This is a genomic window from Streptomyces sp. NPDC005962 (assembly GCF_040629205.1).
In the GTDB taxonomy this organism is placed as follows: domain Bacteria; phylum Actinomycetota; class Actinomycetes; order Streptomycetales; family Streptomycetaceae; genus Streptomyces.
In genome coordinates this window covers 130,543-143,845 of sequence record NZ_JBEXVE010000018.1, presented here as the reverse complement: position 1 = coordinate 143,845, position 13,303 = coordinate 130,543, and the positions used below count along the sequence as shown (strand labels likewise).

At 71.1% G+C, this 13,303-nt stretch carries 13 protein-coding genes; 9 read left to right on the top strand and 4 right to left on the bottom strand.

Going from position 1 to position 13,303, the window contains the following annotated elements:
- Window positions 1-182: 182 nt before the first annotated feature.
- The 5 genes from ABZ370_RS27345 to ABZ370_RS27325 all read left to right on the top strand — a co-directional run bounded on the left by ABZ370_RS27345 (window position 183) and on the right by ABZ370_RS27325 (window position 6,431).
- Window positions 183-1,148, top strand: coding sequence for a TIGR03557 family F420-dependent LLM class oxidoreductase (locus tag ABZ370_RS27345; RefSeq protein ID WP_358625782.1), 966 nt, complete (start codon window positions 183-185; stop codon window positions 1,146-1,148).
- An 85-nt stretch (window positions 1,149-1,233) separates the two neighbouring features.
- Window positions 1,234-3,045, top strand: coding sequence for a thiamine pyrophosphate-requiring protein (locus ABZ370_RS27340; protein WP_358625780.1), 1,812 nt, complete (start codon window positions 1,234-1,236; stop codon window positions 3,043-3,045).
- 30 nt (window positions 3,046-3,075) lie between these two features.
- The gene (locus ABZ370_RS27335; protein WP_358625778.1) at window positions 3,076-4,167 is read left to right on the top strand and encodes an enolase C-terminal domain-like protein; all 1,092 of its coding nucleotides are present in this window, start codon (window positions 3,076-3,078) and stop codon (window positions 4,165-4,167) included.
- Window positions 4,168-4,176: 9 nt separating this feature from the next.
- Window positions 4,177-4,326 (top strand): hypothetical protein, encoded by a 150-nt coding sequence (locus ABZ370_RS27330; protein WP_358625776.1) that lies wholly within the window; start codon window positions 4,177-4,179, stop codon window positions 4,324-4,326.
- Window positions 4,326-6,431 (top strand): catalase, encoded by a 2,106-nt coding sequence (locus ABZ370_RS27325; RefSeq protein WP_358625774.1) that lies wholly within the window; start codon window positions 4,326-4,328, stop codon window positions 6,429-6,431. The genes ABZ370_RS27330 and ABZ370_RS27325 overlap by 1 nt, the downstream gene beginning before the upstream one ends.
- A gap of 96 nt (window positions 6,432-6,527) precedes the next feature.
- Here the strand turns inward: ABZ370_RS27325 and ABZ370_RS27320 are convergent, their stop codons facing one another.
- The 3 genes from ABZ370_RS27320 to ABZ370_RS27310 are packed head-to-tail and all read right to left on the bottom strand — an operon-like array spanning window position 6,528 to window position 9,313.
- Window positions 6,528-7,385 carry an arylamine N-acetyltransferase gene (locus ABZ370_RS27320; RefSeq protein WP_358625772.1) on the bottom strand — a complete coding sequence of 286 codons (858 nt, stop codon included), beginning with the start codon at window positions 7,383-7,385 and terminating at the stop codon, window positions 6,528-6,530.
- Between the two features lie 31 nt (window positions 7,386-7,416).
- Window positions 7,417-8,679, bottom strand: a complete 1,263-nt coding sequence (locus tag ABZ370_RS27315; RefSeq protein WP_358625770.1) for an MFS transporter — start codon at window positions 8,677-8,679, stop codon at window positions 7,417-7,419.
- Window positions 8,680-8,734: 55 nt separating this feature from the next.
- Window positions 8,735-9,313: an NAD(P)H-dependent oxidoreductase gene (locus tag ABZ370_RS27310; protein ID WP_358625768.1), complete on the bottom strand. Its 579-nt coding sequence runs from the start codon at window positions 9,311-9,313 to the stop codon at window positions 8,735-8,737.
- A 408-nt stretch (window positions 9,314-9,721) separates the two neighbouring features.
- Between ABZ370_RS27310 and ABZ370_RS27305 the strand changes: the two genes are divergently transcribed.
- On the top strand, window positions 9,722-10,372 hold the full coding sequence (locus tag ABZ370_RS27305; protein ID WP_358625766.1) for a MarR family transcriptional regulator: 651 nt from the start codon (window positions 9,722-9,724) through the stop codon (window positions 10,370-10,372).
- A 49-nt stretch (window positions 10,373-10,421) separates the two neighbouring features.
- On the opposite strand, the gene ABZ370_RS27300 is transcribed toward ABZ370_RS27305, so the two are convergent.
- Complete coding sequence (locus ABZ370_RS27300; protein ID WP_358625764.1) at window positions 10,422-11,021, bottom strand: TIGR03086 family metal-binding protein; 600 nt, start codon at window positions 11,019-11,021, stop codon at window positions 10,422-10,424.
- 252 nt (window positions 11,022-11,273) lie between these two features.
- Here ABZ370_RS27300 and ABZ370_RS27295 point away from each other — a divergent pair, with 252 nt between their 5' ends.
- The 3 genes from ABZ370_RS27295 to ABZ370_RS27285 are packed head-to-tail and all read left to right on the top strand — an operon-like array spanning window position 11,274 to window position 13,290.
- Window positions 11,274-12,425, top strand: coding sequence for a hypothetical protein (locus ABZ370_RS27295; RefSeq protein WP_358625762.1), 1,152 nt, complete (start codon window positions 11,274-11,276; stop codon window positions 12,423-12,425).
- Window positions 12,426-12,483: 58 nt separating this feature from the next.
- Window positions 12,484-12,867, top strand: coding sequence for a DUF2795 domain-containing protein (locus ABZ370_RS27290; protein ID WP_358625760.1), 384 nt, complete (start codon window positions 12,484-12,486; stop codon window positions 12,865-12,867).
- 42 nt (window positions 12,868-12,909) lie between these two features.
- Complete coding sequence (locus tag ABZ370_RS27285) at window positions 12,910-13,290, top strand: CBS domain-containing protein (RefSeq protein ID WP_358625758.1); 381 nt, start codon at window positions 12,910-12,912, stop codon at window positions 13,288-13,290.
- The last annotated feature ends 13 nt before the right edge of the window (window positions 13,291-13,303 follow it).

Here is a 13,303-nt window from a genome sequence, read left to right as displayed (position 1 = left end):
ACACTGAGGACACGCCCCGCGCAGCCGTGCTGCTCCCGTGGCGTGCCTCCGGTCCGAAGCACTGATTGATCGCGTGCCCGTCCGAGACCCTGCCAAACAAGGCCGACCAAGCCTTCCCGCTGTGTTTTCTTCCCTGCGCGCCGGTTACCCGTGGCTTCGCATCCGCGCTCAAGGAGGGTCCGATGACCGAGTACGGCTATTTCCTGGCCGCCGAGGAACACGGTCCCGCCGAGCTGATCGAGCAGGCGCGGATGGCGGAACAGGCGGGGTTCACCTCGCTGTGGATCTCCGACCACTACCACCCCTGGAACGAGGCGCAGGGGCAGTGTTCGTTCGTCTGGTCGGTGATCGGCGCGCTGGCCCAGGCCACCTCGCTGCCCGTGCAGACGGCCGTCACCTGCCCGACGTTCCGCATCCACCCCGCCATCGTCGCCCAGGCGGCGGCCACCAGCGCGGTCCTGCTGGAGGGCCGGTTCCGGCTGGGCGTGGGCAGCGGTGAGGCCCTCAACGAGCATGTGCTCGGCGACCGCTGGCCCCCGGCCCCGATCCGGCTGGAGATGCTGGAAGAGGCCGTGATGGTGATGCGTCAGCTGTTCGAGGGGCGCCGGGTCGACCACCACGGCAAGCACTACACGGTGGAGAACGCCCGGCTGTTCACCGTTCCCGACGAGCCGGTGCCCATCGACATCGCCGCGTCCGGGGAGGCCGCCGGCGCGCTGGCCGGGCGGGTCGGCGACGGCTTCATCACCATGTCCCCCGACGCGGAGCTGGTGGAGCGGTTCCGGCGCGGCAGCGGTGCGAGCGGCAACCACAAACCCGTACGCGGCGGTCTGAAGGTGTGCTGGGGCCCGGACGCCGGCGAGGCGCTGCGCACCGCACACCGGCTGTGGGCGGTCGAGTCGCTGCCCGGCCGGCTGCTGACGACGCTGCCCACCCCGGCCCACTTCGAGCAGGCCGCCGAACTCGTCACGCCCGAGCGGACGGCGTCCAAGGTGACCTGCGGCGACGACGTGGACGCCCATATCGGCGCGCTGTCCGCGTTCGCCGAGGCCGGATTCGACACCGTCTACGTCAACCAGATCGGCCCCGACCAGCGCGGCTTCTTCGACTTCTACCGCACCAAGGTGCTGCCGCAGCTGGCCGGTTGACCCCCTGAGCCATCCCCCGGGGGGCGTCCCGCGCCCCCCGGGCACGCCACATCCCCGAGCCACCCCACAGGAGTGAGTGACCGACATGACCACCACAGTCGCCGACTACGTCCTCGCCCGGCTGCGCGAGTGGGGCGTCGAGCATGTCTACGGGTACCCCGGCGACGGCATCAACGGACTGCTCGCCGCCTGGGGGCGGGCGGAGAACGAACCCCGCTTCATCCAGGCCCGGCACGAGGAGATGGCCGCGTTCCAGGCGGTCGGCTACGCCAAGTTCAGCGGCCGCCTCGGCGTCTGCGCGGCGACCTCGGGACCGGGCGCCATCCACCTGCTGAACGGGCTCTACGACGCCAAGCTGGACCACGTCCCCGTGGTGGCGCTGGTCGGCCAGACCCACCGCAGCGCGATGGGCGGTTCGTACCAGCAGGAAGTCGACCTGCACAGCCTGTACAAGGACGTCGCCTCCGACTTCCTGGAGACCGTCACCGTCCCCGAGCAGCTGCCGAACGTCCTGGACCGGGCCATCCGCACCGCCTACGCCCGGCGCGCCCCCACCGCCGTGATCATCCCGGCGGATGTCCAGGAGCTGGAGTACACCCCGCCCACCCACGAGTTCAAGATGGTGCCCTCCAGCCTGGACCGCAGCGGCTGGTCCGCGGTGCCCTCCAGCAGCGCGCTGGAGCGCGCCGCCGAGGTGCTGAACGCGGGCGAGCGGGTCGCCATCCTGGTCGGCCAGGGCGCCGCCGGGGCGCGCGCCGAGGTACGGCAGGTGGCCGACACGCTCGGCGCGGGCATCGCCAAGGCGCTCCTCGGGCTGGATGTGCTCAGCGACGACCTGCCGTATGTCACCGGGCCCATCGGGCTGCTGGGCACCCGCCCCTCGTACGAGCTGATGCGCGACTGCGACACCCTGCTGACGATCGGCTCCAGCTTCCCCTACGCCCAGTTCCTGCCGGAGTTCGGCAAGGTCCGCGGGGTGCAGGTCGACCTCGACCCGCACATGATCGGGATGCGCTACCCGTACGAGGTCAACCTGGTCGGCGACGCGCGCGAGACGCTGCTGCGGCTGCTGCCCATGCTGCGCCGCAAGGAGTCCCGCGACTGGCAGGACAAGATCACGGCGGGTGTACGGCGCTGGGACGAGGTGATGGAGCGGCGCGCCGAAGTGTCCGCCGAGCCCATCAACCCCGAGTACGTGGCCCACTGCCTGAGCCCGCTGCTGCCCGACGACGCGATCCTCACCTGCGACTCCGGCTCCGTCGCCAACTGGTACGCCCGCCATGTGCGGATGCGCGGCCGGATGCGCGGCTCCCTGTCCGGGACGCTGGCCACCATGGGCAGCGGGGTGCCGTACGCGATCGGCGCCAAGTTCGCGCAGCCGGACCGGCCCGTGGTGGCGCTCGTCGGGGACGGCGCGATGCAGATGAACGGCATGGCGGAGCTGATCACCGCGGCCAAGTACCGCCACGCGTGGGACGATCCGCGGCTGATAGTCGCCGTCTGGAACAACCAGGACCTCAACCAGGTGACCTGGGAGATGCGGGCGATGGGCGGCGCACCCCAGTTCCTGCCCTCGCAGGAGATCCCCGACGTGTCCTCGGCGCGGTTCGCCGAATCGCTCGGCCTGCGGGGCATCCGGGTGGAGAAGCCCGAACAGGTCGAGCCGGCGTGGCGCGAGGCGCTGGCCGCGGACGGCCCGGTGTGTATCGAGTTCCTGACCGACCCGGCCGTGCCGCCGATCCCGCCGCACGCGACCTGGGAGCAGATGGAGGCCACGCTCGAATCGATGGTCAAGGGCGACCCGGACCGCGCCGGCATGGTGCGCCAGGGGCTGAAGGCGAAGGTGCAGGAGTACCTGCCGCACCGGGGCAAGAAGACCGGCGGCGACCACACATGAGTGCGGGCACACCGTGAAGGCGGACACAGGGTGAAAGTCGACCGGCTGGACGTCACGGCCTACACGGTGCCGACCGACGCCCCCGAGGCGGACGGCACGTACGCCTGGGACGAGACCACCGTCGTGGTGGTCGAGGCGCGCAGCGGGACGACCACCGGCCTCGGCTGGACGTACGCCCCGGCCGGCGCCGGGTCGGTGGTCCGGGACCTGCTGCGCGACCATGTCCTGGGCCGCTCCCCCATGGATATCGCGGGAACGAACGAGACCATGGGCCGCGCCGTGCGCAACGCGGGGCGGCCGGGGCTGGTGTCCTGCGCGATCTCCGCGGTGGACATCGCGCTGTGGGACCTCAAGGCGCGGCTGCTGGAGCTGCCGCTGACGCGGCTGATCGGCGCGGTGCACGAGACCGTACCGGTCTACGGCTCCGGCGGCTTCACCACGTACCACGACACCCATCTGGCCACCCAGCTGACCGGCTGGGTGCACGGCCAGGGCATCGAACGCGTCAAGATCAAGATCGGCGAGGCCTGGGGCCGGGCCTTCGAACGCGACCTCGCCCGGGTGCGCCACGCACGCGACGCGATCGGCCCGCACGCCGAGCTGTACGTGGACGCGAACGGCGCCTACAACCGCAAGCAGGCGGTGCGGATGGGCCACGCGCTCGCCGAGAGTGGCGTGGGCTGGTTCGAGGAGCCGGTCTCCTCCGACGACCCGGACGGCCTGCGGATCGTCCGTGACCTGGTGGTCTGCGATGTCACGGCGGGCGAGTACGGCTACCTGCTGCCGTACTTCGCGCGGCTGGCACCGGTCGTGGACTGCCTCCAGGCCGACGCCACCCGCTGCGGCGGGCTCACCGTCTGGCTACGCGCCGCCGCCCTCGCCGAGGCCATGGGGCTGGAGATCTCCGCGCACGGCGCGCCGCACGCCCACGCACACGCGGGCGCGTGCGTACCGAACCTGCGCCACCTCGAATGGTTCCACGACCACGCGCGCATCGAGTCCACCCTCTTCACCGGCGCCCTCGACCCCACCGGCGGCGCGGTGCGGCCCGGGGTGAGCGGCGCCCCGGGACACGGCATGTCGTTCCGCCATGAGACGGCGACGCCGTACCGGGTGCTGTGAGCGGTTTCGGTGCCGTCCTGCTGGCTACCCGCCGGGCGGACCGCGGCGTCCGGCCGCATCCAGGCCAGCCGTGAACCGGACGACCTCAAGGCGTTCGACGAGGCCTTTGTGGAGGAGTTCGCGAAGGCCGCGGGCTCGGCGCGGAAGGGAGCGGCGTGATGACGGAACAGCCGGACCGCAAGGAGCGGCAGCGCGAGGCGCACCTGGCCCCCGACCCCGCCGAAGGGCCGCTGACCACCGACCAGGGGGTAGCGGTCGACCACACCGACGACTCCCTCACGGCGGGCGAGCGCGGGCCCACGCTGATGGAGGACTTCCACTTCCGCGAGAAGCTCACGCACTTCGACCATGAGCGCATCCCGGAGCGGGTGGTGCACGCTCGCGGCGCGGGGGCGTACGGGTACTTCGAGCCGTACGAGTCCTGCGCGGAGTTCACCAAGGCCGCCTTCCTCCAGGACCCCTCCGTGCGCACCCCTGTCTTCGTACGGTTCTCCACCGTGCAGGGGCCGCGCGGCTCGGCCGACACCGTGCGCGACGTACGCGGCTTCGCCACGAAGTTCTACACCTCGGAGGGGAACTACGACCTGGTCGGCAACAACATGCCGGTGTTCTTCATCCAGGACGGCGTCAAGTTCCCCGACTTCGTGCACGCGGTCAAGCCCGAGCCGCAGAACGACATCCCCACCGGCGCCTCCGCGCACGACACCCTGTGGGACTTCGTCTCGCTCCAGCCCGAGACCATGCACATGATGATGTGGCTGATGTCGGACCGGGCGATCCCGCGCAGCTACCGGATGATGCAGGGCTTCGGCGTGCACACCTTCCGCTTCGTGGACGCGCGCGGCAAGGGCACCTTCGTGAAGTTCCACTGGAAGCCCAAGCTCGGCGTCCACTCCCTGGTGTGGGACGAGGCCCAGGAGTGCCAGGGCCGGGACCCCGACTTCAACCGGCGCGACCTGTGGGACGCGATCGAGGCAGGCGAGTACCCCGAGTGGGAGCTCGGCGTCCAACTGGTACCGGAGGAAGATGAGTTCAACTTCGACTTCGACCTGCTCGACGCCACGAAGCTCATCCCGGAGGAGCAGGTGCCCGTCCGGCCCATCGGCCGCATGGTCCTGGACCGCAACCCGCACAACTACTTCGCCGAGACCGAGCAGGTCGCCTTCCACACCGCCAACGTCGTCCCCGGCATCGACTTCACCAACGACCCGCTGCTCCAGGCCCGTAACTTCTCCTACCTGGACACCCAGCTGATCCGGCTCGGCGGCCCCAACTTCGCCCACATCCCGGTCAACCGGCCCGTCGCCCCCGTCCGCACCAACCACCGCGACGGCTACCACCAGAGCGAGATCCACACCGGCACCAACTACTCCCCCAACTCGCTCGGCGGCGGCTGCCCCGCCATCGCCGGAGCGGACGGCTACGCCTACTCGCACTACGCGGAACGCGTCGACGGCGACAAGATCCGCAAGCGCAGCCCCAGCTTCAAGGACTTCTACACCCAGGCCGCCATGTTCTGGAACAGCATGAGCGAGTGGGAGCGGGGGCACATCGTCGACGCCTTCCGCTTCGAGCTGGGCAAGGTCGGCGCGGTGCGGGTGCGGGAGCGTACGGTCGGCGAGCTGGCCCACATCGACTACGAACTGGCCACCGCGGTCGCCCAGGGCATAGGCGTCGCCAACCCGGCGCCGCCCGGCGGCAACCACAAACCCGTCGCCTCCCCCGCCCTCAGCCTGGACAACCTGGGCGGCGACCACTCCATCCGCACCCGCACCGTCGCGGTGCTCGTCACGGACGGCGTGGACGTCGAACAGCTCACCCAGGCCCAGGAGGCGCTGACCGCCGAGGGCGCCGTCGTCGAGGCGCTCGCGGGCCACGACGGCAAGGTGCGCGGCAGCGACGGCAACGGCTACCCGGTCACCCGCGCCCTGCCGACCGTCGCGTCCGTCCTGTACGACGCCGTCCTGCTGCCCGGCGGGCCCCCCGGCACCCCCGACCTGGCCTCCAGCGAGGCCGCCATGCGCTTCGTCCGCGACGCCTACCGCCACGGCAAGCCCATCGGCGCCCTCGGCTCCGGCGTCGGCCTCCTCACCGCCCTCGCCCCCGACGGCCTGCACCTGTCCGCCGGGCACGGGCACGTGTGCGCGGACCGGGGCGTCGTCACGGATACGACGACGGGCGCGGCGAGCGAGGAGTTCACCCGGGCGTTCACCGAAGCGATAGCCGCCCACCGCCACCAAGCCCGCCCTCCGGCCCGCCCCTGACCAGGGGTTGTCCCTACCGATGCCGATCCCGGGAGAGACGGACCGTCTCTCCCGGGATCGGTAAGGCCGCTCAGGCGCCGCAGGCCATTCGGGAGCTCACCCGAGGAAGGCCCGTACGGCGGCGGCTTCCTCGTCGGAGAGGGTGATGCGGAAGCCGTCGCGCAGCTCCTCCACCGCCTGGTCCGCGGTGAGATCGTATGCGTCGGTGGAGCCGTCCGGATGCTGTATGCGCAGCGTGCGGTCACGGAGGACGTGGCGGGACTTGTCGTCGCCACGCTGGGCCACGATGTGGCCGGTGAAGACGGACTTGGGGTGGGTGGCCGTGTAGTGGAAGGACGCCACGAAGTCGCTCGGGGCCTGGGTTTCCAGTCCGAAGGCGTAGACGTCGAACCAGCTCTCCACCTGGAGCGAGCGGAGCACCCAGGTCTCCTCGCACTCGCTGACCAGCTGCCACGTCCAGTCGCCGACGGTGGTCCGGCCCCCGTGCGCGAAGGGGACGGGGTGGAGCGGCCCCGCGTCCCCGAAGCCGACGTCCACGAGGTAGGTGCGCCCCTCGGCCTCCGCGGTCAGCATGGTGTGGGAGCGGAAGCGGACGTCCGTGGTGTTGCCGCGGCGGACGCGGCCCAGGTGCCGGTGAACGGTGAAGCCCAGGGTCTCCAGGACGGCCGCGAACAGCAGATTGTGTTCCAGGCACATGCCTCCTCGGCCACGGTGGACGAGCTTGTCCTGGATGCCCGCGACGCTGGTCGGTATGGGTATGTCGAGCCCCACGTCGATCGACTCGAAGCAGATGGTGCCGACATGGCGCCGGTGCAGTTCGGTGAGTGTCGCCAGGGTCGCCTCGCGCGGGCCGGAGTAGCCGATCCGGGCGAAGTAGGCGTCCAGGTCCGGGGTTTCGTCCTCCCACAGCGATCGCGGAGCGGTGCTGCCGGAGGTGGGGAGAGAGACGGTCATCGCAGATCTCCTCGACGTTCGGTGACGTGACTCAGCTGTGCTGGGTGACAGGTTCGGCCTTTTCGCTGGGCACCCCGCGTGCCGCGACCTTGTCCTTGTGCGGCCGGGCGCCGGTCGGTCCGAGCAGGGTGACGACGAGGGCCGCGACCAGGTACGCCGCGGCGAGGCACAGGGCTGTGGGGACGAATTCCCCGAAGAGCGCCGGTACTTGCGCGCCCAGCCCGGCGCACAGGTTCAGCACGAAGCTGAAGACGGCGAGCCCGGTACCGGCGGCAGCCCCTGCCGCCGCACCGGTCGACTGCACCAGGGCCGGAGTGGCGCTGGACGAGGCGAGCATGGTGACGAACATGGCGGCGCCCATGCCGACCACGCTGTCGTTCAGGAGCGCGGCGGTGCCCAGACCGATACCGCAGATCGTGAGGGCCCCGGCGGCACGCCACTTGGGGACGATGCGGGCGAGCACGGGCGACAGCACCACCGAGAGGACCAGGGCGGGCAGGGCGCTGGCGCGCAGTCCCAGCATGGCGTCGTGATCACCGGCCAGGCCGGAGGGTCCGTACAGCTGGATCGCGGTGTAGGCGGAGGTGATACCGCCGAGCGAGATCACGCCGCCCACCAGGAAGGGGACGATGCGCAGCAGACCGGAGCGAGGCGCGGGGGCCGACTGTTCGGCCTTCTGGGGCGAGCCCTTGGCGGTGGTGGGGCTGGGGAGGTCGGGCAGCATCACCTTGTGCACCGCGACGGCCGACAGGGCCAGCAGCGGGCCGGAGATCCAGAAGAGCGACCGCCAGCCGAAGGTCGGCTCCAGCAGCTGGGCGGCGACCTGTCCGACGACCAGGCAACCGCCCAGGGAACAGGAGATGATGGTGATCGCCGTGGCGAGCCGGGAGGCGGGCAGCCGCTGGCCGAAGTAGGCGTAGACCACAGGTGAGAAGACGCCTGCCGCGACGCCCTGCACCGCTCGGACCAGCGATCCGGACAGCAGCGATTCCGTGAACGGAACCAGCATCGTGATCACGGCCATCGCGGAGATCGACCACACCAGGGCGCCCCTCCGGCCGAGCCGGTGACTGAGCGGCGCGGCAAGCAGCGAGCCGAAGGCGAAGGCAATGGCGAAGGACGTGGTGGCCCAGGCGGCTCCCTCGTCGCTGGTATGCCAGGCCGAGGCGAAGTTGGGGATGAGCGAGATCGTGGCGTACGCCTGGCTGGCCAGGATGATCGCGATCGGGGCCAGCGTCCCCACGGTACGGGCGAACGGCGCTTCGAGCGCTTTCGTCCCGGTGTCGGTTGTCATGATGGTCGGGCCTCTCCGGGGGCAGTGGTGGTGATTTTCACGAGGGGCAGTGCGATCAGGCCTCCTGCAGTCGGTCCCCCCGCAGTCGGCCGACGGGCGGGACGGCGCTGATGACCGCCCGGCGCAGCTGCACCGCGATCTCGGGGTCGTCGGCGGGGTGGGTGTCGGCGAAGCGCTGCTGAGTTCCGCCCACGGCGACTCCCTCGCCAGGGATCACCTGGGCCCCGGCGACACCGAGCGCCTTGCTGACCTCTTCCTGGGCCCATACGCCGCCGAACTGGCCGTACGTCGCGCTCAGTACGACCGTCGGCTTGCCGGACAGGGCGCTCGCCCCGTACGGGCGGGAGAGCCAGTCGACGGCGTTCTTCAAAACGGCCGAGGTCGTGCCGTTGTACTCCGGTGTGAAGAGCATGAGGGCGTCCGCCTCGCCGACGGTCCGGCGCACGGCGACGGCCTGGCGCGGGGCGACGCCGTCGAGGTCGATGTCCTCGTCGTAGTAGGGAAGTTCGGTCAGCCCTTCGACGATCTCGATGGTCACGCCGTCAGGGCTCACCCTGGCCGCGGCTTCGGCGAGTTGTCGGTTGAACGAACCGGTTCTGAGGCTGCCGACGAGAGCGAGTATGCGCACAGGCATGACGAAGTGACTCCAAAACTGGGGTGAAAGAGTGTTCGTGAAATTGATGTGGACATGACATCTCGATTTCGGTCAGGTGCACGTCAAGCCGACGGGGGGCGGGGGTGGGCGGGACTTCACCGGCGTTGACGCCACACGCCTGGATGGCGCAAAACCACGTAAGCAGATTCAAGCCATCGACGTCAAACAATTCATCGTCGAAGTGTCGGTCGCCACGGCGGGCCCTCGAAGCCGTTAACCCGCTTCTCACCTGCGCGGCGCGCGTGCGCCGCCGCACTTTGTGCGACTTTCGGACGGTCGTCCACGTTGCGTTTGAACGGGCTGTAAAGTTTTCTGAATATTTGGCGTCGAACGATTCGACCTCGAAGCCGAGGCCCGGTCGATCAAGGAGCGGAGGGCAGCCGACGCGTGACGGACGAACGACAGGCAGCCGACGGCAAGTTGGCCACCATGATCCTGGCCACCATGAACAAGGAGGCCACGGCAGGCGAGCCCTCCGAACCGCCAGGCGTGACCGATACCGTCGACGTGATCCTTCAGCAGTGGGAGCGTGTCCGGCCGGACCTCGACGCCTCCCCGATGGGTGTGATCGGGCGCCTGTCCCGTGCCGCCCGGCTGACCGGTCAGCGTGTCGACGATTACCTGCGCTCCGAGGGGCTGGAGAGCTGGGAATTCGACGTCCTGGCAACACTGCGACGAGCCGGTGCGCCGTACACCCTCAGCTCCAAGGAACTGGCCTCTGCCAGCATGATCGGAGCCGCGGCGATGACCAATCGCGTCGCCCGGCTCCTGGACCGGGGCCTGCTCACTCGCGAGACGGACGCCCAGAACCGGCGCAAGGTGAAAATCGCCCTGACGGCCGAGGGCATGGACCTGGTCGACCGGGTCGTCGAAGGACACATCGCCAACGAACGCACACTCATGGAAGGCATGACTCCGGAACAGCGGGACCACCTTGCCCACCTGCTACGCCTTCTCCTCGTCTCCCTCGGGGACGAGAAGAAGGCCGACACCGGTGAGCGATGTCCGGCCCACTGTCCGGTGCCTGCCGGTAGTTGACGCCGAGGGGCGCCTCGCCCGGTTGCCCCCTCGCCGCTACGCCTCGCCGCTACGCCTCGCGGCCCAGGAGGGCCAGGAGCTTCGTCTGGGCGTCGGCGTCGGGCGGAGGGTCTACCGGGGCCGCGAAGAGGCCGCTCTTTTCGAGGTCCGCCGCGTACGGGGCCACCTCCCGCACGGAGAAGTCGACCAGCGGCTTCGGGAGCCGCTCGTCGGCGCCGATGGCGCGGGAGAGATCCCACGCGTGGACCGTCGCGTCGGCGGTCATCTGGGCGCAGTATTCGGTGGCGGGACTCGCGCCGTAGGAGAGGGCGACGGTGCGTTCCAGGGCGCCCGGCTCCTGAAAGGCGGTGCGGGCGACGGCCGCGGCCGCGTCCCAGGTGGCGATGGGGTCGTCGCCGAGCTGATCGCCGGAGAGGACGGCGCCCGGACCACCCGCGCTCGCGCCCTCCCGGAGCAGCGCCGGTACCCACATCTGCTCGACCGCCAAGTGGTTCACCAGGGCCCGCACGCTCCACTCGGTGCAGGGCGTGGGGGCGTCCCACTGGTCGGGCCGTACGGCGTGCACCCGCTCGGTGAACAGGTCCAGCGCCTCACCGTGTCTGGCCAGCAGCGGATTGTCCGCCGTCGAGTTCGCGGAGGTGTCAGTCATGCGCGCCGGGTACCCGCGCCACGAGGCGTTAACAACACACGCGGAGGCGCCGGGCACGGGCCCCTGATCTCCCGTGCCCGGCGCCGCCCTCACACTCCCTGCGGGCCGCTCGGCCACGCGACGGGTCCCCGGGCCGGGACGCCTCAAACCTGGCCCCGAAATCTTCCGGACGCCAGCCGTCCGGTCCGTGTCGATGGCGTGGTGACGGGTACGCGGGAGGGACGAAACACCCGGACCGCCGGGAGGGAGTACATGCGACTCGGATTTCTGAATCCGCTGTTCGAACGCCCAGGCCCCTGGGCAACCGTCTACGTCGACACCTCGCACCCCCACCAGTCCTCGGCCGAGGACCACGAGCGTTCCGCCCGTGAGGCATGCCGCAGGCTGGAGCAGCAGGGCGCCGACGCGCGCACCTGCCGTGCGGTGTACGACGAGCTGGCCACGGTGACACCGGCGACCGAGCCGGTGGGCCGGGCCGTCTTCGCCTCGCGCGGCGAGGTGGTGCTCGACCCGTCGCTGACGGCGCCGCCACAGAGCGCGCCCAAGGCCTGCTGGTCGGCGCTGCCGCATGTGGGGCCGCTGGTGGAGCTGACGGGCGATGACCCGTCGTGCCTGGTGGCGTACATCAGCCGCACCGGCGCGGACTTCGAGCTGCGCGGCGCGCACGGCGACCGGGCCGTGGGGCAGGCGCACCGCACCGCGACGGCCGACTGGCCGGAGCGCCGTTTCCAGCTGCGGACGGAGAACACCTGGGAGCACAACGCCGGGCTGATCGCGGACGAGCTGCGGACCCGCCAGGAACAGACACAGGCCGATCTGGTGCTGCTGGTGGGGGACGCGCGCGAGCGGCACGCCGTTCACGAACGGCTGCCGGAGCAGCTGCGCGGCCGGGCCGCGGAGACCGCGCACGGCGGCCGGGCCGCCGGTTCGGCCTCGCCCGGCACCCACGCCGCCCGGCTGCTGGACCACGACGTCGACGAGGTGCGGGCCCGGCACGTCCACGGCCACACCGAGGAGGCGATGGAACGGTTCCGGGCCGGGCGCGTGCCCATGGAGGGCCGGGTGACGGCGGCGGAAGGCGTTCCGGGGCTGGTCGACGCGGCGCGCGAGCACCGCATCGGCACGCTGCTGATCCGGCCGGACGGCACCGACCTGTACCGCGACGTATGGGCGGGCGCCGAGCCGGACCAGGTGGCGATGCGCCGTAGCGACCTCCAGTATCTGGGCGACGCCCGGCCCGTCGCGGTGCGCGCCGACGACGCGCTGATCCGCTCGGCGGCGGCCACCGGCGCCGAGGTGCTGACGGTGCCGCCCGGCGGCGGGGCGGACGACACGAACGGAGCCCCGGTCGGAGGACTGGGCGCCCTGCTGCGCTGGCCGTACGAGGGCGGCGCGGCGCAGTGAATCTCGGGGACACGACCATCCCACGAGCCAACCGGACCCATGAGGGAAGGGGACCGACATGCAGCGAGGCAGCAGCCGGCTGAGCGCCCACCGGGACGAGGAGATGAAGCAGGAGCTTCAGGGCCTGATCCGTTCCGGCCATCCGACCCGGGTCGAGGAGTGGCACGACCCGGAGCCCGCCGCCGACGACGACCCGGAGGTGACGACCGGTCCGGTCCCCTCCCCGGGGGCGACCGGCCGGGCGGAGGCGCTCCGCTTCGAGTTCGCCCGCCATCTGGGCCGTACGACGTTCCCGGCGGGGCGGAGCGCCGTGCTGCGCGTACTGCACGAGCGGCACGCGCCGGACCGGCTGATCGCGCTGGCCCAGGAGCTGCCCGACGACGAGACGTTCCGCACCGTGCAGGAGGTGGTCTCCGCGCTCGGACTGCGCCCCGAGGCGTAGCGGCTCCCCGCACTCCGAATCCTTTCGAAGAAGGCGAGTGACATGCCGCAGTACGTGAAAGACGTCATGACGCCGACGGTCACGTCGGTGCGTCCCGATGCCTCGCTGGTGGAAGCGGCGCAGCTGATGCGCGCGCAGAACATCGGCGGCGTGCTGGTGGCGCTCGACGGTGAGCTGCTGGGCGTCCTCACCGACCGCGACATCACGCTGCGCGCGGTCGCGGACGGCGTCGATCCGCTGACGGTCAGCTGCCATCTGGTGTGCACCCCGGACCCGGTGACCATCGGCCCCGACGAGGAGATCGCCGAGGCGGCCGCGCTGATGCGAGCGCATGAGGTGCGGCGGCTGCCGGTGGTCCGGGCGGGGCGGCCGGTGGGTGTGGTGAGCACGGGGGATCTGGAGCGGTGGCGGGAGCCCGCCTGAGGGGTTCCGGAGA

Excerpts from the sequence above, each read along its gene's own strand:
- ABZ370_RS27295 (WP_358625762.1), top strand. The coding sequence starts at position 11,274 with ATGCGACTCGGATTTCTGAATCCGCTGTTCGAACGCCCAGGCCCCTGG.
- ABZ370_RS27320 (WP_358625772.1), bottom strand. The coding sequence starts at position 7,385 with ATGACCGTCTCTCTCCCCACCTCCGGCAGCACCGCTCCGCGATCGCTG.
- ABZ370_RS27290 (WP_358625760.1), top strand. The coding sequence starts at position 12,484 with ATGCAGCGAGGCAGCAGCCGGCTGAGCGCCCACCGGGACGAGGAGATG.
- ABZ370_RS27315 (WP_358625770.1), bottom strand. The coding sequence starts at position 8,679 with ATGACAACCGACACCGGGACGAAAGCGCTCGAAGCGCCGTTCGCCCGT.
- ABZ370_RS27285 (WP_358625758.1), top strand. The coding sequence starts at position 12,910 with ATGCCGCAGTACGTGAAAGACGTCATGACGCCGACGGTCACGTCGGTG.
- ABZ370_RS27310 (WP_358625768.1), bottom strand. The coding sequence starts at position 9,313 with ATGCCTGTGCGCATACTCGCTCTCGTCGGCAGCCTCAGAACCGGTTCG.
- ABZ370_RS27345 (WP_358625782.1), top strand. The coding sequence starts at position 183 with ATGACCGAGTACGGCTATTTCCTGGCCGCCGAGGAACACGGTCCCGCC.
- ABZ370_RS27325 (WP_358625774.1), top strand. The coding sequence starts at position 4,326 with ATGACGGAACAGCCGGACCGCAAGGAGCGGCAGCGCGAGGCGCACCTG.
- ABZ370_RS27300 (WP_358625764.1), bottom strand. The coding sequence starts at position 11,021 with ATGACTGACACCTCCGCGAACTCGACGGCGGACAATCCGCTGCTGGCC.
- ABZ370_RS27340 (WP_358625780.1), top strand. The coding sequence starts at position 1,234 with ATGACCACCACAGTCGCCGACTACGTCCTCGCCCGGCTGCGCGAGTGG.